General features: G+C 61.4%; 17 protein-coding genes and 1 tRNA gene. 5 read left to right on the top strand and 13 right to left on the bottom strand.

The window, feature by feature from the left end; translation table 11 throughout:
* Window positions 1-20: 20 nt before the first annotated feature.
* A tRNA-Sec gene (locus AAY81_RS10360) sits at window positions 21-117 on the bottom strand.
* 129 nt (window positions 118-246) lie between these two features.
* On the opposite strand from AAY81_RS10360, the gene selD reads away from it, so the two are divergent.
* Window positions 247-1341, top strand: coding sequence for a selenide, water dikinase SelD (gene selD / locus AAY81_RS02480; protein WP_082867816.1), 1095 nt, complete (start codon window positions 247-249; stop codon window positions 1339-1341).
* 11 nt (window positions 1342-1352) lie between these two features.
* Here selD and AAY81_RS02475 read toward each other — a convergent pair whose 3' ends face one another.
* The 7 genes from AAY81_RS02475 to AAY81_RS02445 form a co-directional block, all read right to left on the bottom strand.
* The gene (locus AAY81_RS02475) at window positions 1353-2711 is read right to left on the bottom strand and encodes a Na+/H+ antiporter NhaC family protein (protein ID WP_066660989.1); all 1359 of its coding nucleotides are present in this window, start codon (window positions 2709-2711) and stop codon (window positions 1353-1355) included.
* 83 nt (window positions 2712-2794) lie between these two features.
* Entirely contained in the window at window positions 2795-3538 is a 744-nt protein-coding gene (locus AAY81_RS02470; RefSeq protein ID WP_066660987.1) for an acyl-CoA dehydratase activase, read from the bottom strand.
* A gap of 7 nt (window positions 3539-3545) precedes the next feature.
* Window positions 3546-3800 carry a putative Se/S carrier protein gene (locus AAY81_RS02465; RefSeq protein WP_066660985.1) on the bottom strand — a complete coding sequence of 85 codons (255 nt, stop codon included), beginning with the start codon at window positions 3798-3800 and terminating at the stop codon, window positions 3546-3548.
* Between the two features lie 28 nt (window positions 3801-3828).
* On the bottom strand, window positions 3829-4971 hold the full coding sequence (locus tag AAY81_RS02460) for an aminotransferase class V-fold PLP-dependent enzyme (RefSeq protein WP_066660983.1): 1143 nt from the start codon (window positions 4969-4971) through the stop codon (window positions 3829-3831).
* 12 nt (window positions 4972-4983) lie between these two features.
* Window positions 4984-5577 (bottom strand): sulfurtransferase-like selenium metabolism protein YedF, encoded by a 594-nt coding sequence (gene yedF, locus AAY81_RS02455; RefSeq protein WP_066660980.1) that lies wholly within the window; start codon window positions 5575-5577, stop codon window positions 4984-4986.
* A 36-nt stretch (window positions 5578-5613) separates the two neighbouring features.
* Entirely contained in the window at window positions 5614-5919 is a 306-nt protein-coding gene (locus AAY81_RS02450; RefSeq protein WP_240480613.1) for a putative Se/S carrier protein, read from the bottom strand.
* Between the two features lie 3 nt (window positions 5920-5922).
* A complete protein-coding gene (locus AAY81_RS02445) occupies window positions 5923-7200 on the bottom strand; it encodes a double-cubane-cluster-containing anaerobic reductase (protein WP_066660977.1) in 1278 nt (425 codons plus the stop codon).
* A gap of 64 nt (window positions 7201-7264) precedes the next feature.
* Here AAY81_RS02445 and AAY81_RS10355 point away from each other — a divergent pair, with 64 nt between their 5' ends.
* The 3 genes from AAY81_RS10355 (at window position 7265) to selB (ending at window position 10897) form a co-directional block, all read left to right on the top strand.
* The gene (locus AAY81_RS10355; protein ID WP_156501479.1) at window positions 7265-7432 is read left to right on the top strand and encodes a hypothetical protein; all 168 of its coding nucleotides are present in this window, start codon (window positions 7265-7267) and stop codon (window positions 7430-7432) included.
* Between the two features lie 99 nt (window positions 7433-7531).
* Window positions 7532-8971, top strand: a complete 1440-nt coding sequence (selA, locus tag AAY81_RS02440; RefSeq protein WP_066664817.1) for an L-seryl-tRNA(Sec) selenium transferase — start codon at window positions 7532-7534, stop codon at window positions 8969-8971.
* 3 nt (window positions 8972-8974) lie between these two features.
* Window positions 8975-10897 carry a selenocysteine-specific translation elongation factor gene (selB, locus tag AAY81_RS02435; protein WP_066660971.1) on the top strand — a complete coding sequence of 641 codons (1923 nt, stop codon included), beginning with the start codon at window positions 8975-8977 and terminating at the stop codon, window positions 10895-10897.
* Between the two features lie 342 nt (window positions 10898-11239).
* On the opposite strand, the gene fdhF is transcribed toward selB, so the two are convergent.
* The 3 genes from fdhF to AAY81_RS02420 all read right to left on the bottom strand — a co-directional run bounded on the left by fdhF (window position 11240) and on the right by AAY81_RS02420 (window position 17614).
* A complete protein-coding gene (gene fdhF / locus AAY81_RS02430) occupies window positions 11240-13942 on the bottom strand; it encodes a formate dehydrogenase subunit alpha (RefSeq protein WP_082867815.1) in 2703 nt (900 codons plus the stop codon).
* Window positions 13935-15776 (bottom strand): NAD(P)-binding protein, encoded by a 1842-nt coding sequence (locus tag AAY81_RS02425; protein ID WP_066660969.1) that lies wholly within the window; start codon window positions 15774-15776, stop codon window positions 13935-13937. The genes fdhF and AAY81_RS02425 overlap by 8 nt, the downstream gene beginning before the upstream one ends.
* A gap of 245 nt (window positions 15777-16021) precedes the next feature.
* A complete protein-coding gene (locus AAY81_RS02420) occupies window positions 16022-17614 on the bottom strand; it encodes a YfcC family protein (RefSeq protein ID WP_066660967.1) in 1593 nt (530 codons plus the stop codon).
* A 314-nt stretch (window positions 17615-17928) separates the two neighbouring features.
* Here AAY81_RS02420 and AAY81_RS02415 point away from each other — a divergent pair, with 314 nt between their 5' ends.
* Entirely contained in the window at window positions 17929-18885 is a 957-nt protein-coding gene (locus AAY81_RS02415; protein WP_066660964.1) for a helix-turn-helix transcriptional regulator, read from the top strand.
* Between the two features lie 1470 nt (window positions 18886-20355).
* Here the strand turns inward: AAY81_RS02415 and AAY81_RS02405 are convergent.
* Together AAY81_RS02405 and AAY81_RS02400 are read right to left on the bottom strand one after the other, a co-directional pair.
* Window positions 20356-21537 (bottom strand): hypothetical protein, encoded by a 1182-nt coding sequence (locus tag AAY81_RS02405; protein WP_066660957.1) that lies wholly within the window; start codon window positions 21535-21537, stop codon window positions 20356-20358.
* A 192-nt stretch (window positions 21538-21729) separates the two neighbouring features.
* A complete protein-coding gene (locus tag AAY81_RS02400) occupies window positions 21730-23472 on the bottom strand; it encodes an FAD-dependent oxidoreductase (protein WP_066660951.1) in 1743 nt (580 codons plus the stop codon).
* Window positions 23473-23593: the final 121 nt, after the last annotated feature.

The raw sequence follows: 23593 nt of genomic DNA, 5'->3' as shown, positions 1-23593 counted from the left end.
TGAAGGGAAAGAAAAGAAAATGGCGGAGACGTGTGCGAATCGAACACACCCGAGACATTCTGCGTGCCTCACAACGGCTTTGAAGGCCGCGGGGCCCACCAGGACCCATCCATCTCCGTGACGGCGGGATGATTGTACCTCAATTAGCGAAGATGAAACCGTGATATCACAGTTTGAAAGCGATTCCCACATATCCTTTGCGGGAGCCGTAGGCTATACTCATGCCCGACGAAAGGAGGTGTCCCCATGGAACAATTCGCAAGCTGCAGCATTCCCCAACCCGTATTCAAGGAAGGCGAGCGCATCAGGCTCACCAAGCTCACGCAAAAGGGCGGTTGAGCCGCGAAATGGAGTCCGGGAGACCTCCAAACGATAATGGAAAAGATTGCACCCGTCGTCTCGCCCGACCTGCTTCTGGGCTTCGACACGAGCGACGATGCAGCCGTGTACAAGATCAACGACGACACGGCCGCCGTGCTCACGCTCGACTTCTTTACGCCCGTGGTCGACGACCCGTACGAATTCGGGGCCATCGCCGCAGCCAACGCGCTTTCCGACGTGTTTGCCATGGGCGCCACGCCGCTTACCGCGCTGAACATCCTGGCCTTCCCCGTTTCCCTGGGAACCGATGTGGTGGCCGAGGTCATGCGCGGGGGCAGCGACAAGGTTCGCGAAGCCGGCGCGTTCACCGTGGGCGGGCATTCCATCGACGACGACGAACCCAAGTACGGCCTGTCGGTCTTTGGCACGGTGCGCCCCGATCGCATCATTCGCAATGCCGGCGCCCAAGAAGGCGACGTGCTGTTCTACACGAAGACCATCGGCACGGGCATTATGAACGCGGCATTCCGCGTGGGTCGCGAGACCGACGAGACCATGCGGCCCGTCATCGAGTCGATGATGGAACTGAACAAGGCGGGCGCCGCAGCCATGCGCGCAATACATCCGCATGCCGCCACCGACATCACCGGCTTTGGCCTGGCGGGCCATCTGCACGAGATGCTGGAGCCCAGCGGCGTGTCCGCATGCCTGAACTGGGAGAGCATTCCCCTGTTCAACAACGTGTACAAGCACTCGAGCGATTACTGCCGCCCCGGCAAGACGTTCAACATCGTGCGCTGGGCGGAACCATTCGTGAAGCGCGGCACGCTCGACGAAATCGAATTCGACAACCGCATGGGCGTCCTCTGCGACCCGCAAACCTCGGGTGGCCTGCTCGTATCCGTAGCCCCCGAAGAAGCAGATACATTCGACGAAGCCTTCTTCAACGAAACGGGCCGTCATGCCGCGCGCATTGGCGAGGTCATGGCCGGCCCGGCTGGAATGATCTTCCTTCGCTAGGAAACCCCAGGTTACTCCCCTGCGGGCTTGCCCGCTTCCCAGTCCCATTCGCCCTTCAGCGTAAGCTTCTCGTACGCGGGAATGAAGATGGAGAGCAACGTGAAGACGGCGAGCAGGAACAGGTAGAAGTTGTAGGGAATCACATCGAGGATGTTCACCGCACCACCCGTAAGGCTTACCACGAGCAGGAACTGCGCACCATAGGGAATGAGCCCCTGCACGATGCACGTAAAGGTGTCCAGAATGGATGCGGTACGACGCGGGTCGATACGATACTTCTGGCTGATATCGCGCGCCACTTCGCCATCCACCAGAATGGCGATGGTGTTGTTGGCGGTTGCAGCATCGGTAAGACCGGCCAGGGCGCACAGCCCCACCTGCGCCGAGCGCTTGCCGCGCAAGGCCCCACCAATCTTGTCGATAAGCCAGTTCAGGCCACCATGTTCCTTGGTGAGCTCGGCAATGCCGCCAATGAAGATGGAGAGGATGAACACCTCGATCATGTTCTGGAAGCCCAGCCAGATCTCGGTGGAGAAGGTCAGGACGGTAAGGTCGCCATACGCGATGCCAATGATGCCAGCCACGGCGATGCCCGAAACGAGCACCAGAAACACGTTCAGTCCCACCAGGGCGAGCACCAGAACCAGCACATAGGGCAGCACCTTCAGCAAATCGTAGCTGCCAACTTCTGCCGCACCCGTAGCGGCGATAGGCGCGAAAACGAGCATGAGAACGATGGTGAGCACCGCTGCGGGCAGCGCGCAGAAGAAGTTCGCGCGGAACTTGTCCTTCAGCTCTACGCCCTGCGTGCGCGTGGAGGCGATGGTGGTGTCGGAAATCATGGACAGGTTGTCGCCGAACATGGCACCGCCAATGCACGAGGCAACCACGATGGAAAGGTCGAGCCCAGCGGCATTCGCGATGCCCAGGGCAATAGGCACGAGTGCGCCGAGCGTGCCCATGGAGGTGCCCGTTGCCGTGGAGAGGAATGCCGAAATCACGAACATGCCCACGACGAGCCACGCCGGAGGCAAGAACGAAACGCACAGGTTGACCGTGGATTCGATGCCTCCCATGGCCCCCGCTACTTCGGAAAACGCGCCCGCAAGCAGGAAGATCATGAGCATGGTCATGATGTCTTCGCTCCCTGCGCCACGCGCAAACGTGGCAAAGTTCTCGTGGATGCCATGGCGATGGAACAGAATAAAGGCGACGATTGCCGCCACGAACACGGCGGTAACCGCAGGGAACTGGTAAAACGCCATCTCGACGCCCTGCGCCTGCAGGATAATCCCCGCCCCCAAATAAATGACGATAAACGTCAGGAACGGAACGAGTGCGAGCGCGCTCTTCGTATCCTTTTCCACCATGAACGATCCTTCCCGTTAAATGACACGCGCATGATTGTACTCGAGACGAGAGCAAATAGCCACGCGCAACGCCCGCACCACGCTTACGACAGAGCCGCCCCAATGGCGCCCGCGAAGCGCGCTTCGGGGCACGTGGAAACCGAACGCGAAAGATGCGACGACAAGCGCTCGACCACGTAGGCGTTTTCGCACAAGCCGCCCGTAAGATAGCAATCTTGCCCCGCCATGCCGCCCGCCAGCGTGGCAACGCGCGAGCAAACCGATTCGATGACGCCATTGGCGATGTTCTCGCGCGGTTCGCCCTTGCCAATGAGGCTGATGACCTCGCTTTCCGCAAAGACGGTGCACATGCTGGAAATGGGCGTAGGCTGGCCCGCGCGGGCGAGGTTGGCCATTTCCTCCTGGCTGACGCCCATGCGATCGGCCATGATTTCCAGGAACTTGCCCGTGCCAGCGGCGCACTTGTCGTTCATGAGGAACTTGCGCACCTTGCCATCCACCAGCGAAATGACCTTCGTGTCCTGGCCACCCACATCGATCACCAGGCCGTTTCCCCCAAAGAGGAACGACGCACCCCTACCATGGCAGGTGATTTCGGTGACGTTCTTGCTTGCGTAGGGCACGGCAACGCGGCCATACCCCGTGGACACCACCGAAGCGGCGCCGTCTGTGGGAAACCCCGCTTCGGCAAGACGCGCCGAAAGCCGCTCCGATGCCTCCACGCTGGAAAAGCCCGTGGGCTCCACCACGGTATAGACCAACGCGCCGTCTTGCAGCACGGCCGCCTTGGCCGCAGTGCTGCCAATGTCAATGCCAATTGCGTACATGGCTCTCCTAATACAAATCTACGTGGAACACGCCCTCGTGGGCCACGCCATGTTCGGCAATGCCCGCGAGCAACGCCTCCTCATCGGCCGCATCGGCAGCCCACGAAAGCCCGCAACCTGCGGAAATCTCGCTGGGAACCGGAATCATGCGACCAGGCAGGCCATGCGTGCGCGCGGCATCCTCGGCCGCCATGGCATCGCCCGTGGATGCGAACGTGATAACGACTTTCGGGGTCTTCTGGCGCTTCTGCGCAACAGGCATGCAATTCACCTACTCTTGCAGCGGAATGCTAGGCGATCGAGGCGGCAATCTGGCTCAACGCCTGAATGCCCTCGTCGACTTCCGCTTCCGTATTGAAATATCCGAAACTGAACCGCACTGCACCCTGCTCGCTGGTACCCAGGGCCTCGTGCATAAGAGGAGCGCAATGGGCGCCCGGACGCGTGCAAATGCCAAAATCGCGGGAAAGCACGTCGGATACGACCGACGAATCGACATCGGCCACATTCAGGGCAACGATGCCCACGGAATCGGCGGCACCGCCGCCATACAGGCGCACCCCGGAAATAGCGCGCGCGGATTGCGCAAACCGCTGGGCAAGCGCCTTTTCGTGCGCGCACACGGCGCTTACGCCCACGTTCTGGATAAAGGCAACGCCCTCGGAAAGGCCCGCGATGCCATGCGCGTTGAGCGTACCCGCCTCCAAGCGCTCGGGCAAAAACAGCGGATGCTGGCGATCATAGCTATGCGTGCCGCTGCCGCCCACGTTGTAATGCGGAAGGTCGATGCCCTCTGCCAGGCACAGGCCACCCGTGCCCTGCGGCCCCATAAGGCCCTTATGCCCCGTGAAGGCTAGGATGTCGACGCCGCATTCTGCCATGCAAAGCGGATACACGCCCGCCGTCTGGGCAGCATCGACGCAGATGAGCGCACCGTGTTCGTGCGCGATGCGCGCCATGCGGGCAATGTCGTACACGTCGCCCGTAAGATTGCTGGCATGCGTGACCACCGCCAGCTTGGTCTGCGGGGTAAACAGCGCATCGAATTCCTCGTACGAGATGGAGCCATCGGGCGCAACGGGCAAGATGGATAGGCCCACGCCCTCTTCGTCTTGCTTGCGGTAAAGCGGGCGCAGCACGGAATTATGCGAAGCCGCCGTGGTTACCGCATGATCGCCCGCGCGCAGCAGGCCCGAGATGACCGCGTTGAGCGCCTCGGTGACGTTGAGCATGAACGCCACATGCTTGGCGCTGGGGGCGCCCAGCAGCTGGGCAATGCGCTTGCGCGCAATGTAGACCGCCATATCGGCGGAAAGCGCGGCATCGTGAGCGCCACGGCCCACGCCACCAAACTGGTTGATGGCCTGGGCAACCGCCCGAGCAACCTCGGGCGGTTTCTGCATGGTAGTAGCCGCGTTATCGAAATAGATCACAGTTGCACCACGTTACGGACGAACGACGACGCCCGCCTCGAGCTGCTTCTGCACGATGACGTACATGTTCGTGACCTCGCCCACGGCAAGCTTGTCTTCGATGCCGTAATGCTTCAGGCACGTGCCGCACGTAAGGATTTCGGTACCCGCCTGAGCAAGGGCCTTCAGGTCGTCGAGCACCGGGGAGCCCTCGCAGGAAAGATGCGCACCGCCGTTGTACAGCAGCACCGTGTCGGGCAGGGCATCCTGCTGGGTAAGCGCGAACACGAACGCCTTCATGAGGTTGCCGCCCAGAACGTCGTCGCCCTGGCCCATATGCTCGCCGGAAAGCACGACCACGCGCTTGCCCGCCTGGCCAGCAGGCGCAACCGGGGCAGCAGCGGAACCAGCCGTCTTGGTGACCTTCACCACGAACAGGTCTTCGGCCTGCTGCTCGGAGGCGAACTCGCAGTTCTGGCTCTTCGCCAGGTTTTCCAGGTTATGCACGGCCGTCTCGTTGTCGACGAGCACTTCCACCACGCCTTCGTCGATGGTGCCAAGCGCCTGCTTGGTCTTCACCACGGGAATGGGGCACGCATCGCCGCGAGCATCAACTTTCAGTTCCATGCAAACCTTCTTTCCGTTCGCACACCGCACGAACTACTAGCAATACGTATCGCGTCGCGCGTCGAATTGGCGCGGGAGCGGATTGAAACTTTCGTAGGGCAAACCGAGCTCGCCTGCCAACGATTCTAGCGCAACGGCTTCGCTGGCAGATACGAGCACGGTTACTCCACACGACGCCTTGATTGCGCGCGGCGCCGTAGATATGCGCGTATGCAGGCCCTGGCTGCGCGCGGCTTCGTGCATGGCCATGGCGTCGGTATGGCTATCGAACATCACATAGACGTCCACCACCCCGCCGCTTTCGCGACGCACGGCTTCGATGCGCTCGACCAGACTGCTCACTGACTATTCCCCCAGCATCTCCACGAACGCGCCAATACGCGTACGCAGCTGCTCGGCGTCGTTGTCGGTGTAATCGGTTTCGATGTTGAGCACGGGGATGCCCGCCTCTTCCAGAGCGTCTTCCAGGGCAGGTGCTTCCACCTTGAACGTGGTGCAGAACTTCAGGTTCTGGTTGATCACGCCGTCGACGTGGTAGTCCTTGGCCAGCTGAATGACTTCCTGGATGCGCGCCTCGTTCGGCGTGAAGCAGGCGCAGTTGATCTTCATGTAGCGTTCCGCCAGCGCCTGGAACTGGCCTTCCAGAGTGGTTGCGGAATCGTCGACCAGATTCGTGAAGAACTTGGTGCCCGTGCAGTTTTCCTCGCACACGATAGCGGCACCCGAGGTTTCGATAATGTGGTGCAGCTTCCAGTTGGGAATGGCCAGCGGCGTGCCCGTGAGCAGGATGCGCTTGGTGCCTGCGGGGAACACGCTTACCTTGTCGACCAGGCGCTGCTCCAGCTCGTCGGCCAGCTTGTTGGCCATCTCGGCGCAGCGAACGGGGTCGTCGAAGAAGGCGATCTGCATCATGAGCAGAGCGTCGGTACCCGAAATGGGAATGGTGTCGGGGTCCTTGCGCGTCTCGTACACGCGGGCCAGCGCCTTGCGGCGGTTGTTGATGATGTCGATGGCCTCAGCGAGCTTCTCGGCCGTGAGCTCGTTGCCCGTAACCTCTTCGACGTTCTTCGCGAACAGGGCGATTTCCTGGGCAAAGCGAGCCACGTCGACATCACGCTTCATGTGGGGAAGCTCCATGATGTGCATGGGCACGTCCTTGGCCATGATCTCGTACATCTTCTTCTTGCCATCGCACGTGGTCTCGCCCACGATCTGGTCGACGATGCGGAAGAACGGGCACGTCTTGCCCAAGCGAGCGCCCAGGCTAGCCTTGATGAGCGGGCACACGTCGGCAGGCAGGTGCTTTTCGCCTTCCGGCACCCAGAACTGGCTACCACCGCACAGGCCCGTCACGATGCCATCGCACGCCACGACCACTTCGTCGGGAACGTACGTGCAGAAGGTGCCGAATACCTTGCGGCCCTTCTTCTGCTCCTCGATGAGCTCTGCCGGGCGAATGCCATGAACGTCGGCAACCACCATGTCCCAGAACGCCATGCCCTCGGGACGGTTTTCCTGGGAAAGGTACACGTCGCCAAACGCGGTGGGCAATACCGCGCACAGCTGATCGTGCGTTTCCAGATCCATTCCGAGGTCTTTCCACATAGGATGACGGTCTACCATGTGCTTCTCCTTCCGGCGCGCAACGCACGAGCGCCAGCAGCGCCTAACGCAAAAAATGGGGGGTATGGAAAAACAGCCGTTCTCGTCGGACGGCTTTTGCGACGCCAGCAGAAATGGCGCGCAGGCAAAACATGGCATGCGATTTGCAGAATTCCCGAACGTCGGGCATCGCATTGCTGCGGTGATTATACATCCGCGCGGACTAATGGGAAGGGTTCATACCGTTTCCTAAATAACAAAGACGCACCTGCGCCAATGCGCTACGATGCTTATATTTGCAATCAGCACAACGCACGGCGAACAGCCCACGAAAATGCAGAAGGAGCCGTTCATGGAAAACGCATCCCGCGAACTCCTACGCGCACTTCCCCAGGTAGAGGAAGTGCTGAAACATGACTACATGAAGGCCATGCTGGAATTGGTTCCGCATTCCATTGCCGCCGACGCCGTGCGCTCGAGCATCGACGGGCTGCGCCAGCGCATCCTGAACGGGGAAACCCCCGTCGTGACCCTGCAGGCCGTGGCCGACGCATCCGCCCGCGCCGCGCTTGCCCTGCAGCGCCCCTCGCTGCGCCGCGTCATCAATGCCTCGGGCGTGGTCATCCACACGAACCTGGGCCGCAGCGTCATGGCACCCGAAGCCGTGGCCGCCGTAAACGACGCCATCACCGGCTACTCCACCCTGGAATACAGCATCAACAAGATGGCCCGCGGCAGCAGGCACGACCACTACGAAAGTCTGGTCTGCGCGCTCACGGGCGCCGAGGCCGCCATCGCCGTCAACAACAACGCCGCAGCCGTGCTCATGGTGCTCGCCGAATTTGCCCGCGGGCACGAGGCCATCGTCTCGCGCGGCGAGCTCGTGGAAATCGGTGGCTCGTTCCGCATTCCCAGCATCATGGAGATGTCGAACGCGCGCATGATCGACGTGGGCTGCACGAACAAGACGCACATCGAGGACTACGAGAGCGTCATCACGCCCGACACCGCCATGCTGCTGAAGGTGCACCCCAGCAACTTCCTCATCCAGGGCTTCACCGAGACAGTGAGCATCCAACAGCTGCGCGCCCTGGCCGACGCGGAAAACGCGAAGCGCGAAGGCGAGCCCATCATGGTATACGAAGACCAGGGCTCGGGCGCATTCGAGCACCTGGAGGAAAGCTTCGGCAAGCGCGCCGAGAGCACCGTGGCCCAGTCGCTGAAGGCTGGCGCCGACCTGGTGTCGTTCAGCGGCGACAAGCTGCTGGGCGGCCCGCAGGCAGGCATCATCTGCGGCCGCAAAGAACTCATCGACCGCCTGAAAAAGAACCCCCTTGCCCGCGCGCTGCGCCTGGACAAGATGACCATTGCCGCGCTGGAAGCCACGCTGCGTCTGTACCTGGGCGACGACGCCAAGACGCGCATCCCCACGCTGCGCATGCTCACCGAAAGCGCCGAATCCGTGGCAGAGCGCGCCGAGCAGCTGAAGAGCGCGCTGCTGGCGACGGTACACCCCGGCAATATCGCAGTGGACATCGTGCCCGAAACCTCACGTGCCGGCGGCGGCGCGCTGCCCATGTATGACATCCCCACGTTCTGCGTGGAAGTGCGCTTCCTGCGGGGCGACGCGCAGGGCGCCGACGAATACCTGGTGAAGCGCTGCCCCGTACCCATCGTGGCACGCCTTTCCCACGAACGTCTTCTATTCGACGCGCGCACGCTGCTTGACAACGATGAAATCGAGGCCATCGCCCAGGGCGTTTCGGCCTACTTCGATCGCCTAGGAGAATAAGCCATGGCAAACGCACCCCATCTGGTACTGGGCACCGCCGGCCACATCGACCACGGCAAATCGTCGCTCACGCTGGCGCTTACGGGCACCGACCCCGACCGCCTGCGCGAGGAAAAGAAGCGCGGCATCACCATCGAGCTTGGATTCGCCCAGCTGGAACTGCCCGACGGCCGCACCATGGGCGTGGTGGACGTGCCTGGTCACGAGCGTTTCGTGCGCCAGATGATCGCGGGCGCCACCGGCATCGACGTGGCGCTGCTGGTCATCGCCGCCGACGACGGCATCATGCCGCAAACCATCGAGCACGTTGCCGTTCTGGAAACGCTGGGCGTCCCCGCCTGCGTCGTGGCCCTGAGCAAGGCCGACCTGGTCGACGACGACTGGATCGCCTTCATGAGCGACGAGATTCGCTCGTTCCTGCAGAATACGCCCTACGCTCAGGCAGAAATCATCCCCGTGAGCTCCGTCGAGGGCACGGGCGTGGAAGAGGTGCGCGCCGCCATCCAGCGCGCATGCTCGGGCGTGGAACCCGCACGTCAGCATCGCGCCCTGCGCCTGCCGGTAGACCGCGTGTTCACCATCAAGGGCGCGGGCACCGTGATCACGGGCACGCTGTGGAGCGGCGAGGCGCGCGTAGGCGGTTCCGTGGAAGTGCTTCCCAGTGGCAAGACGAGCCGCATCCGCTCGGTGCAGATGCACGACACGCCCGTAGAGGCAGCCTGCGCCGGCAACCGCGTGGCGCTGAACCTGCCCGACCTTTCCACCAGCCAGATCGCCCCCGGCGACTTCCTGGCCGAACCTGGCACGCTGGCCACGAGCGACCGCTTCGACGCGTTCTTCACCTACCTCGACACCGCCAAAACCGGCAAGCCCCTGGAAACGGGCGCGCGCATGCACGTGGCGCACGGCACCCGCGAGGTGCTGGGACGCGTGCTGTTCTGCGACGGCAAGAAGGCGCTGGCCTCGGGAGAGAGCACGTACGCGCAGATTCGCCTGGAAGAGCCCCTGCCCGTTGCCAGCAGCGACCGATTCATCGTGCGCACGTACTCGCCCGTGCAGGTAGCCGGCGGTGGCCGCATCCTGATGGCGCATCCGCGTAGGCGCACGAACCTTACCGACGTCGACCGCGCCATGCTCGACGCGCTACGCGACGGCGACATTGCCACGGCCGTGCAAGCTGCGGTGGAACGCGAGGAATTCCCCGCAAGCGCCGCTTCGCTGGCACGCGGGCTGGGCCTGCCCGCAGAAGCCGTTTCCGAATGCCTGAAAGCCACCGCTGCGGCCCGCAAGCTCGTGACGTTGCAAGCGGAAGGCGACACGCTGTACACCACGCGCCGCGTCGTGCAGAAGCACGTAAGCGCCATCGAACGCGCGCTGCTGGCATTCCACGCGAAGAACCCGCAGGCCATTGGCATTGCATCCGAAGACCTGCGTCGCCAGAGTGCGCCACGCTGCTCTGCCAGCTGCTTTTCCGCGCTCGTACGCGAGGCCGAAGCCGCAGGCAAGGCCACGCATTCCGGCGGCCACATTGGCCACCCCAGCGCCCAAGGCGCCGCAGCAGCCGCCATCGACGACGCCGCAACCGCGTTGCTTGCCGTGCTCGATGCAGAATTCGCCACGCCCCCGCTGCGCACCGACCTGTTCACGCAGGCGGGAGTAGACCCGCGCATGGGCGACAAGGCCCTGAACCAGCTGAAGCGCGACGGCAAGGTAACGAAGCTCGACGCCGACCTGTTCTTCAGCGAGACGGCCATTCAGAAGTGTGCACAGGCCGTGCGCACGTACCTGGAAGAACATGGCGAAGCCAGCGTAGCCGACCTGAAGGACGCGCTGGGCACCACGCGCAAGTACGCCGTTCCCCTGCTGGAGCTGCTCGACGCACGCGGCATCACCAAGCGCGAAGGGAACATGCGCACGTTGGGATAATCCTCCCGCACAAAACGAAAAACGAGGCGCGAAGGCTCACCCGGCCATCGCGCCTCGTTTCGTATTACGCGCCCTATCTTATGGGCTTACTCGAACAGATTTCGCTCCTGGACGGGGACCTCACTCACATCTTGCAGGAAATCATCGGTGAACAGCATCAATGCAAACGCCATTATCGCAGAGCGAAGAATTCCACATTTCATAAGACACCCCCTATACGTTCCAGGCCCAACATTCACCACTACGTTATACAGACGCAAGAAGCACTTTGCAACGCGCAAGAAAAAACGGGTGCGAGCTGATTGCTCGCACCCGTTTGCGTTACGACTATGGAAGCAGGCCCTAAGCCTTTTCCACCTGAATGGCGCAGACCTTGAACTCGGGTACGGCGCACACGTTGTCCAAAGCAGCATTCGTAAGCCAGTTGCTGTTGCCGTCCTGGAAGTGGAACGGCATCCAGGTTTCGCCCGGGTTCGTCTTGCCGGAAACGCGCGCGACTGACGTGATTTCGCCGCGACGCGAGCTTACGCGCACCCTATCACCATCGGCAATGCCACGCGCCGCCGCATCTTGCGTGTTCAGCTCGATGAACGACTCGTCGCAGATTTCGTTCAGGCCCGGCGTGCGGCCCGTCATAGCGCACGCGTTGTACTGGTTCAGCACACGGCCCGTCATCATGACCAGAGGGAATTCGCCATCGGGCAGCTCCGCCGAGGGACGGTACTCGGCCGTGGAATACGTGCCACGCCCGCGCGCAAACGTATCGACGTGCATGATGGGCGTACCCGGATGATCGCCCGCCAGGCACGGCCACTGCAGACCGCGACCCGCCACGTCAGCGCCGTCCAGGCGTTCATGGCTCACACCATGATACGAAGGAGTGAGCTGCGCGATTTCATCCATAATCTGCGCACCCGTAAGCTGCGGCTGCGCATAGCCCATGCGATTCATGATATCGATGAAGATATCGGTATCCAGACGCGCCTGACCGGGGGCGCCCACAGCCTTGCGCACGCGCTGAATGCGGCGCTCGGTATTCGTGAACGTGCCTTCCTTTTCCGCATAGGCGGCGCCAGGCAGCACCACGTCGGCGTACTTGGCGGTCTCGGTCATGAACAGCTCGCTCACCACCAGGAATTCCAGCGATTCGAGCGCGCGGATCACATGATGCGTATCGGGATCGGTGCGCACCGGGTCCTCGCCGAAGATGAACAGGCCACGCACGTCGCCAGCGATAGCCGCGGGGAACACTTCGGTGGAGCGCAGGCCCTGCCAATGCGGCAGTTCGGTGCCCCACGCATCTTCGAACTTCTTGACGACGTCTTCGTTGGCGATCTTCTGATAGCCCGTGAAATCGTTGGGCGAAGCGCCCATATCGCAGGCGCCCTGCACGTTGTTCTGACCGCGGATGGGATTCACGCCGCAACCGCGACGACCCAGCTTGCCGCACACCATGGCCATGTTCGACATGGACATGACGCCTTCGGTGCCCGTGGAATGCTCGGCCACGCCCAGGCAGTAGATGATGGGCGCCGTGCCGGCCGTGGCATACAGCCGCGCCGCCTGCACCAGGTCACGCGCGTCGATGCCGCAGATCTCAGCCACACGTTCGGGCGTGTAGCTTGCCACCATAGCGGCAAGCTCCTCGAAGCCTTCGGTGCGCTGCTCGATAAAGGCGCGGTCAACCAGCCCCTCTTCGATCATCACATGCACCATGCCGTTGGAAAACGCCACGTTGGTGCCCGGACGCAATTTCAGGTGCACGTCCGCCATAGAGGCCAGCCCGATTTCACGCGGATCGACCACGATAAGACGTGTGCCGCGCTCCACCGCCTGGCGGATGCGCATGCCCAGCACCGGATGAGCCTCCTCGGGATTGGAACCCACGAGCAAGATGACATCGGGATTATCGGTTATGTCAGGAATCGTGTTCGTCATGGCTCCCGAACCCAGCGTCGTCGCCAGACCGGCGACCGTGGGAGCGTGTCAAACACGTGCGCAGTTATCTATGTTGTTAGTTCGGAAGGCGGTACGCGCCATCTTCTGCAACAGGTAGATATCCTCGTTCGTAGAACGCGAGCAGGCAAATGCCGCCAGCGCCTTGCCGCCATGCGTATCGCGAATGGCGCCGAAGCGGTCGGCCACGATGGAAAGCGCTTCGTCCCAGCTGGTTTCATGGAACTCGCCCGTAGCGGGATCCTTCACGAGCGGCATGGTGAGGCGATCGGAGGAGCTCACGAAATCGAAGCTGCCCGAACGACCCTTCACGCACAGCAGGCCCTGGTTGCTGGGCCCCTTAGCGGGCTCGGCGTCCACGATGCGGCCATCCTTCACCACCAAGTCGAGCTGACAGCCCACCGCGCAATGCGGACACGTAGTGCGCGTGCGCGTAACCTGGGATTCTTCGTAACCAGCACGGCGGCGCATCGAAAGGGCGCCCGTGGGGCACGCCTGGGCGCAGTTGCCACACGATTCGCAATCGGTTGCCTTCCAGTTGGGGCCGAACGGCGCCTCGATGGTCGAGCGAACGCCCTGTTTGCCCGCCACGAGCGTATGATTGCCGGCGCGCTTGTTGCAAGCGCCCACGCAACGCTGGCACTGAATGCACAGGCTGGGGTCGTAAGACAGGAAGGGGTTGCCCTCCACCACAGGAGCTTCAGCCTGCGGGGCCACCTGGAACTCGGAAGATTCCACGCCACATTCGCGGCATACGCGCGCGAATTCGGTAGCTTGGCCGTCACGGGCCTCGAGCGCGTTCTTGCCGCCATTGGCGAGAATCAACGACAGGGCGGTACGGCGCGCAGCCATGACGCGCGGGGAGTTCGTGGTAATGACCATGCCCTCTTCGGCCGGCGTATTGCAGGCAGTGACCAGGCGGCTTGCACCTTCCACTTCCACCACGCACACGCGGCACGAGGCAATGTTGTTCGTGTTCCGCAGGAAGCACAACTTGGGAATGCGAATACCGGCCTTGTGGGCAGCAGAGAGAATGGTGTCATGGGGCGAGCAGGAAACCTGCTGGCCGTCGATAACGAGATTAGTCAATTTCAACACGTCCTCCCACTAGCGTGCCGCAACCGAAGTGATCGCAGCGAAGGCAACGGCCGCACTCCTGCACGGCTTCTTCCTTGGTCATTTCGACCTCGACGGCATTCCAATCATGCTTGCGCTCGCGCGCGGGGCGCTCCACGACGTCCACGCGACCATATTCCGTAAGGTCGTTGGGAGCCGCGACGGGCACATCCACGCCGCAATCGAGCGTGTGATGGAAGCCCAGATACTCGTCGATATTGCGCGCGGCAACCTTGCCTGCGGCAATGGCCATGATGACGGTCTTGGGGCCCGTCTGGCAGTCGCCGCCAACGAATACGTTCTGGAAGCCTTCCGCCTGCAGTTCGGCGTTAGCGGCAAAGCAGCCACGGTTGGCCTTCATGCCGAACTCCTCGAACGGAGCCGACACGATGTCCTGGCCGATGGCGACCAAGATGAGATCGGCGGGAATGCGCACCTCTGGCTTGTTGGCAGCCACGGGTGCGGGGCGACCGCGTTTCACGGCGCTGATCATCTGGGGCTGCGTGATAAGGGCCACGCAGTTGCCCTCGTCGTCGGTTTCCACGGAAGCGGGCGACTGGAGCATGAGCATCTCCACACCCTCTTCGATGGCGCTGTGAATTTCGGTTTCCAGAGCCGTCATGTCCTCGAGCCTACGACGGTAGGCAACCGTGACGGTGGCGGCACCGGCGCGCACCGACGAGCGAGCCGCGTCCATGGCAACGTTGCCGCCGCCTACGACCACTACGTTCTTGCCCTCCATGTCGGGGAACGTGGGCAGGCCCGCATGCGCAAGCGCGTCGATGGCGGGGATGATGCCACGGGCGCCTTCGGCACCCGGAATGGAAAGCGTGCGGCCCGTCTGGGCGCCAATGGCCACGTACACGGCGTCGAACGACTCCGCGATGTCCTTCATGCTTTCCGCGGTGATGGTGGTGTTGTAGCGAACGTCGATGTTGCCAACGGAAAGGATGGCGTTGATATCTTCGTCTAGGCGCTTGCGGGGGAAGCGGTACGGCGGGATGGCGTAGCGCATCATGCCGCCCAGCTCGGGGTGGCTTTCGAACACCGTTACCTTATGCCCCATAAGCGCCAGGTAATACGCGCTGGTCATACCAGCGGGACCACCGCCGATAACGGCAACGCTACGGCCGGTATCGGGATTGCGCTTGGGCGTGGGCACCTTGTCGGCGGCCATATTGTCGACCGCGTACTTCTTGATGCCGCGAATGTTGATGGGAGCGTCGATGAGCTTGCGGCGGCAACGCGTCTCGCACGGATGCTCGCACACGTAGGCGCAGGCCGTGGGGAACGGGTTGTCCTTGCGGATCATGCCAATGGCGCCAGCGAAATCGCCCTCGCCCGCCAGCGCAACGTACGCAGGTACGTTCACGTGCGCGGGGCACAGCGTTTCGCAGGGTACCGTCTGCTCCACATCGGAAAGGCAGCGATGCTCATTCACATGGCTGGCGAATTCGTCCGCGAACAGCTCCATGCCCTCCAGCAAGGACCGGGCAGCCTGATAGCCGATGGCGCAGTCGGACGAATCGGCAACGACTTCCGCCAGAGCGCGCATGCGCTCCAGGTCTTCGGGGGAAGCCTGGCAATCCAGCACCGACTGGAGCAGCTTCGCAAGCTGGGGCAGACCATCGCGACAGGGGACGCACTTTCCGCACGTCTGGACCGCGAAAGTCTGCAGCAACGACTGAACGACCGCAACGGGGCACATGCCCGGCGGCGTAGCCTCTACACGGCGAGGGAATTTCGTCACAAACTCGCCGATACGCGCATCCGCATGAGCGTGCGCGCCGAACTTAACTGTTGACATACATCTCCTTGCATAACCGGTTCTCGTCTAACGCGGACGCAATCGTCTATAGCTCCCGCGGAGTATCAATTGTACCGACGCCCTTGCGCGCGCTCCCGCTCCAGCACGCAAAAGCGTTTCTTTACCTAAATAACTCCACGTAGAGCGCGTCGTCATGTAACACAATCGAAACATTGCCCCCATACATAAAAGAGGCGCCACCCCATGCGGAATGGCGCCAAAGGACGATTACTGCGGGTAGATGGCTACACGGCGAAGACGATCGTGCAAATGCTCAGCAGCACGGCGCCGAACACGAGCGTAAACACCATCATGGGCCATACGAACCGGAACCAATGCGACATCTTCATGTCGAGCATCTGCAACGTTGCCATGATCAGGCCGGTAGGAGCAATGTAGAGCATCGCGTACTGGCCAAACTGATAGGCGGCAACGATGATCCAGCGGGGAATGCCCACCGTGTCGGCCAGGGGCGCGAAGATGGGCATGCTCAGCACGGCCAGACCGCTCGACGAGGGAACCACGAAGCCCAGCACGAAGAAGATGAGCAGTAGCGCGATGATGAACACGGGGCCGCTCATGCCCGCAACCACGTTGCTGGCGCTGTAGAGCATGGTGTCGCTGATAAGGCCCGAGTTCAAAACGTAGTTCACGCCACGTGCCAGGCCGATGATCAGGGCAACGGGCACCAGGCTGGACGCGCCGGCGCTGAAGGCCTCTACCATCTTGGACTCACCGATGCCCTGCTTGCCGCAGCCGCCAATGAGCATCACGGCAATGGCGAGCGTTACGAACTCGGCGGCCATCTGCGGGAACCACCAGCCCAGGCTCATGACGCCCACAATCATGATGATGAAGGCGGCCACGAAGATGCACAGCACGATCTTCTTGCGCGCGGTGAAGACGTGCTTCTCCCCCGCGTCCTCTTCCAGCTTCCACATGGCGTTGAACTTGGCGCTGTCCTCGTAGGCATAGCCGAACTCGGGGTTCGCCTTCACCTTCTTGCTATACCAGTGCAGGTACAGCAGATACACCACCGACGCCACGATCAGGCCCAGCAGACGCACCCACAGGCCCTCGGTGAACACGGTGCCGGCGGCATTCGATGCAATGACCGCCGAGAACGGGTTGACCGTGGAGAACGTCGTGCCCACGGAGCTTGCCATGAAAATGGCGCCCACGGTCACGATAGAGTCGTACCCAAGCGCGATGAACACGGGTGCCAGGATGGGATAGAACGCAACGGCCTCCTCTTCCAGGCCGCACATCGTGCCGCCGAAGATCATGAAGCACGACACGCCAAAGACCAGCAGGAACTCGCGGCCCTTCGTCTTGCGCGTGAGTGCGGTAAGGCCGCTTTCGAATGCGCCCGTTGCCTTCACCGCGCCAATGAGACCGCCTAGGCACAGGATGAAGACCATCACGTCTATGCCGTCGATAACGCCATAGACCATGGCGTACGGGATATCGGTAAATGGAAAGGGATTCTGCGGCAGGCTCTCGTAGGTGCCCGGGATGCTTACGGCCTTCGTGATGGCGCCCGACGTGAACTGGTCGATGTCGATTTTCACGCCCAGCTCGTCAAGCGTTTCCTGCGTGGCGTCCAGCTCCACTACCTCGCCCGACGGGGCCGTCATCTGCAGCATGCCCGTGTCGCTGTCATACAGCAGCTTGCTATACTGGCCCGCCGGCACGAAGTACGTGCACAGCGCCGCGATGATCGTAACCGCAAACAGAATGGTAAACGCCGAGGGGAAACTGAACTTCCGCTTGCCCCGCCCCTTCTTCCCGACCGGCTCGTCTACGCCGACCGGAGCGCTTGCCGCAACCTCAGACATATCTCCTCCTTTGCTCGGGTTCAACGAGCTTGCGCCCTGGCTCTCGCACGCACGCGGGCACTCGCTCGCCATCGACGCAACGTCGATACGGCAACCTTGGCATTGCAGGGGGAACGCGCACAGGTCTAGAGAAGTCTCTACGCGGATGTATTTCGTGACTAAATCTTTCGGCATGCGGCTACATCACGCATAAACCGCAGCTCACCTCGTCGATGCGAGCAAAAGGCACCGCGCGCCCAAAACGGTTAGGGTATAGAATGAACCACGCTAAACGGCATTCGTTACGAGAGGTTGCAAGAGAGGAGCCTAACGCGATGCTTTCCGTTTTGTTCTACTACACGCTTGGCGTGATGTTCGTCTACATGATGGCTTCCGCCACGAGTCTTTCGGCGTACTTCGTCTCGCATCGCAAGTCGTTCCTCCTCCTAACGCTCTGCTTCGTCTTCTACTTCATCGACGTGTCGTTGGTGTTCAAGGACGACTTCATCACGCCCACCGCCATCTTGAACGCCTCCTCGTTCTGGGACGTGGGCAACCCGCAGGCCACCATCATCAGCGGAGCGGGGATGTTCCTGTTCCTCTGGCTTGCCATCTGCAGCTACTTGGGCAAGGTGAACCGCGTGCTCGTCACCGCGCCCATCGTGGCGTACATCCTGGCCAGCTTGATCGCGTTCAATGCAATCGGCAACGTGCAGGCACGGGAGTTCTGCTTCTACAGCATGCGCGAGGTGCTCCTGTTCTGGATGGCGGGCGTAATCGCATACTGGTACGCAACGGGCGACGAAGTGCTTCGCGCCGCCCTAAGGCGCCATCGCGTGGCCTACTGGGTCTCGCTTGCCTGCACCGTGGGCATCGTGCTGGAAAACGTCTACTTCCAGCTGATTTTCGACCCCTCTACCCTACCCAATGACATGTGGTTCTTCAGCGAGCGCAACCCCATGGAAAACATGCTGTTCCTCACTTTGGCCGTTACGACGATGCGCGCTGCGAACGAAACGCTTCGCCTGCGCTACGACGCCCCGCCCGAACGCGAAGACGAAGCCATGGAAGAATCAATCGCGCGCGTCTTGCCGCTCTACGCCAAGAAGAACGGGCTCTCGAAGCGCGAACGCGACGTCATCCGCCTCATCGTCATGGGCAAGGATAACCAGAACATCGCGAGCGACCTGAACCTGGCCCTTTCCACGGTGAAGGTACACGTGCACAACATCCTGAAGAAGACGTCCCAACCCGATCGCCACTCCCTCGTACGCGATTTCTGGAGCGCATAGGCCGCCACGGGCTGGGCGCAGCGACACCCCCAATAACGCAGCTGCTAGAGCGCCTAAGCGCATGAGGCGGCGCCGGCATGGCGCACTGCGCGCCATGCCGGTACGTTACACCCCATGCCAGTGCGTTCCGCCCATGCCAGTGCACTGGGCGGCTCACCCGACCGGAACCCGATATCGAGGCAAAACCAAGACGGTCAGTTCGCACCGCCCGACAAAATCGACCTTTATGCCCGGGCAAAACGCGATTTTGGCAAAATCGAGGGCCGCAATGTAAAAAATTCGTCGTTCTGAACATCAGAGAGCCGGCTGCGCATTGCGCCAAAAATCGCGACCTGGGGAAACTCTGCGATTGAACATCGAGGGCCGGCCCTTTGGCGCCCAGGAGGGGCAAAACGGGGCCAAACCCGCCCGAATAATGTTCAGAACGACGAATTTTTTACAAAAGGGCGGCCAGTTTTGCCCAAACGCACGCATTGAAGCAGCCAAACGGCCGCCAAAATGCAAACTGGGCAAATTTGACGGTCATTTTTGCAAAAATGTCGCCGTTTACACGTAATTCCCGGGTATAGAGCCCTCCGGAAAGGGCATACGGCGCCTTCTCTCGCTCTCGCACCAGCATTACCCCAGGTCGTTTATTTTGCATACAAAAGAACGAGCACCATCGAGCGTGTAAAACGCGACATTTCTTACATTTTGTCGGCCGATTTTGCCCAATTTGCGGCAGCGCAGACCTTGAAGCGCTCGAGGGCGGTCCAAACACGCTTCTCGCCCTACCCCCAAACAGACGCACGCCATCGATTGGGAGCGCTTGCGTACGGATCGCATGCACCCCCATTCAAGACCCACAAAACCGATGGGCATCTACCGCCAAACTGGCATAGCCCGTCAATTGCATGGTGAGCGCCAGGTAGAATGCGGCCACACATCGGTCCAAGCCCCACATGCGCGGACCCAAGGGAAACGAGATGGGTCTAGCCGGACGCACAGTTCTACCTATAACCCCGGGCGCAGATTCTCGCCCATAGCGCAAGATCGCCCCTAGTCGGACGCACGTTCCTGCCTGAAGCTCAGGCCCAGCAAGCCGATTGGGCGGCAAATGGCACATAGCCTTTGCGAGAAAACAAAAAGCGCCGCAAAGCGACGCTTAGTAGTCGAACGGAATATCCTCTGCTCGGGTAATGTGAGAGATAGCAAAGGCTCGGCCGCATTGGGCGAAAGGAGGGCACAACGCGAATGCCGCCGTTCTCGTGAGGCGTATATTGCATCTGTTTTGCCCGCTTTGCAATACGGTTTTGAAATATTCACGCTTTATATCGGTTTAATTGAATAGGAACGCCACATTACATCGAGATGCGTGAATATTACCGCTTCTTCCCCGACAAAAGGCCCACACACAGTGCGAACCCCGACAACCTGCAATCTCATCGCCGCGCGTATCGGCATCGACACGCGCGGCGCAGACAAAAGCACTTACTCTGCAACTGGGCTGGGCGCACCTGATGCACCGGCATCGCCGCCTTTGCCCTTGCTCTCGCGTCGCGCAAGGTAGACGGCCTGCAGCGCGTAGCCCAGAAGGTACATGAACGCCAGCACGTGCACGATGCCGCCCACAACGGGCACGACGCCCAGCACGGCCATGATGGCACCACCCGCAAGCGCAACCTTGAAGCGACCCATGCGGGGGAATGCCAGCTTGAAGATGGAGGCGTCCGCAAACCCCTCGGCAACCACCGTCATGGCAACCAGAGCCAACGCAAGCGCGCCAGCCACCGGAAGCGTAACGACGAATACGCACAGCAACACAATCGCAACGGGCGCAGCAATGGCGCCAACGATGCCCGTACCTACCATGGCTCCCGTGCGTTCGCGCAAAAGACGAGCCGCAGCAGCCGTATGGCGGCCGAACAGCCATTCCGCCAGCAGAGAAACGATAATGGTGCCGATAAGCCCCACAATCGCCATGAACACCGCGAACGCAGAAGCCGCGGTCGCAAAGGCGGTTAGGCCATCCAAGAACATCGCATCTTTGCGGGAAGGCGTGAACTCGGTAGCGCCAACGTGGGCTCCCTGGTTCACCACCGGATCGACGCGCGCCTCAACGTACAACGTACCCTGAATATTGGCATTGGGCCCAATTTCCACCCTGTCGGCCACAACCGTAGCGTCACCCGTCACCGTGCCGTCGATGTAGGCATAACCGCCAAAAACATACAGCTCGGAGCACGAGCCATCGAACGTGAACGTATTGCACGCAACGACGATGGCGTTGGCGCGCGTCTGAGTGAGGTTCGCGTTTTGCGCAGCAATGGTCACGTTCTCGGCGACCTGGGTGTCCATAACGTCGACAACGCTACCGGCAGCACGAACGCCACCTTGAATCTGGCAATCGGTAATGACCATCGTCTTGCCAGCGCCCACGAAATCGTTCTTGATCGATTCGCCGTACAGGCTAGCCTCCTTGCCAAACCACACGTAGTCGTTGCCCATGAGCGGCAAACCCGAATCGATTGCGATGGCATCGGATGAACCATCGGGCAATGGCTCGTCGGCATACGCGCACTGCGAACGCACCGAAAACGCTACCGCGAACGCAACGGCCGCAAGCAACGCCACCACCACAAGGCGCTTACTACCCTGAATAGCTTTGAGCATATCCCCTCCTACGAAAAGGCCCGCGCGCGGCGAAAGCAAGCACGCAAGCGCATAAACCAAAGCGGGCCGCACTGCCCGCACAGCAATTCTACCATCAGGCAAAATGCCAAGCACTTCCAATAGAAAACGGGGCCGCGCACCATGCGCGACCCCGTTCCTGGGAGGGGATGGTTCCAACCCGCAGGCTACAGCCTACAGCTTGGCCAAATCACGACCGAGCAGCCAGGGGAAGCAGCCGCACGCTGCACCCAAGTTCTGGCCGGGGAACCCGAAGTTGTAAGAGTTGGCGTAGAAGTCGCCAATCATCGAACCGACGTTGTACAGACCCTGGATGGGCGTGTCGTCTTCCTCGCACACCTGCAGGTCGGCGTTGGTACGTAGACCGCCCATGGTGGACAGGAACGTGGCGCCCACGGTCTTGGAGCCGTAGAACGGGCCAGTAGCGATGGGATGCAGCAGCTCGGGATTCACATGGTATTCCTCGTCAAGACCCTGAGCGGCGTACTTGTTGTAGGCCTCGATGCTCTTCTTGGCCTCGGCGGCATCCAGACCGTCCAGCTTGGCAAGCAGCTCATCGATGGTGTCAGCCTTCACGTAGCTGCCAGACTCGACGTTCTTATCCCACATGGCGATCATCTGCTCGGGCGTGGATTTCGGAATGCCGTTTGCCTCGCCCACGGTGTAGCCCAGGCCTTCCCACTCTTCCTGCGTGTACGCATAGGCGGTATCCCAGATGCCATACGCGGTCTGGTCGGGAAGCTGCATCTTCGCATACGCGCAGTAGGCGAAGTTGGTGTTCTCGTTCATGAAGCGCTTGCCGTCGGAAGCCAGGTTGATGCCGCGGAAGTTGTCGACGACGCACAGAGCCGGCCCCAGACCCGCGCTGTTGATGGCGCAAGGGTTCGGGAACGTACGCTGCCAGGCGGCGCCTACCCACAGGCCCATGCGCTGGCCGATGCCGTCCATGAGGCCACTGTAGTTCATCTCGACGTCGTAGTCGGGCTCGCCGAACATCAGCTGGTCCTTCATCTTCTCGTACTGCCAGGGGCAGTAACGAGCCATCATGTCCTCGTTCTTCGAGAAGTCGCCCGTAGCCAGGACAACGGCCTTCTTGGCCTCGAACTTCACGAAGTTGCCGCTGGAATCCTTGGCGATGACGGCGGAAACGCGGCCCTTGTTGTCGTTCTCGCGCACCAGGCAGTATGCCTTGTGCTGGAAGTAGATCTTGCCACCCAGGTCGTCGGTGAACGTGTCAGCGTAGGCCTGCGCAATCAGCGGAGCGCCATAGAACACGCCGATGGGCTGATCTGCATTGAAGAAGTTATGCGACGCAGCGGGCGAAGACATAACTCCGTCGGGATCGTAGTACGCAGGCTCGAGCGAGCAAGACAGGCCCTTGGCGGCCATCTTGTCGATCATCCAGTCCATGAACGCACCGGAGTTTGCCTCCCAACGAGCCCACTTGCGCATATCGCAGAACATGGTGGCGGCAAGCTGCTCGATCATGGTCTGCTCGCGGCGCAGCTCGGGGCTATCCTCGATGCCCATCTGCTTCTGGTACTTAGAGCCGATGGCCTGGTTCGAACCACCACGGCCAACTGCCTTGGTGCCAGCGGTAACCACGATGGTGTCGCAGCCGGATTCGGCAGCGGACACGGCACAGCACATGCCGCTCACGCCCGAACCAACCACGACGACGTCGGCGGTGTACGTCTGGGAAATCTCGCTGTCGGCAGGCATGTCGGGAGCAATCTCGAAGCTCCACTTTACCTTCTTAGCGGAATCAGCCGTCATCGACTCAGCGGCAGCGGAGCCCGAAGACTTGCCACCCGCGTTCGGCGAAGAGCAGCCCGCAAGGCCCGCACCAGCGGCGGCAGCTGCACCCATGGCAGCGGCAGCGCCCGTGAGAAATCCCCTTCTTGAAATCTGTTCCATACCTTTGTTCCCTCCTCAAGGACACAAGTGCGAGGCACTCCCATTACGCCTCGCTAACGTGACCCCGATGCTAGACCACCGCTCACCACGATTTCTTCACCCGTTGTCCATGCTTTCCAGA

Origin of the sequence: Denitrobacterium detoxificans (genome assembly GCF_001643775.1) — a bacterium.
GTDB classification, from domain to species: Bacteria; Actinomycetota; Coriobacteriia; order Coriobacteriales; family Eggerthellaceae; genus Denitrobacterium; species Denitrobacterium detoxificans.
Note: the sequence above shows the minus strand (reverse complement) of the source record. Positions and strands in the feature narration are given on the sequence as shown.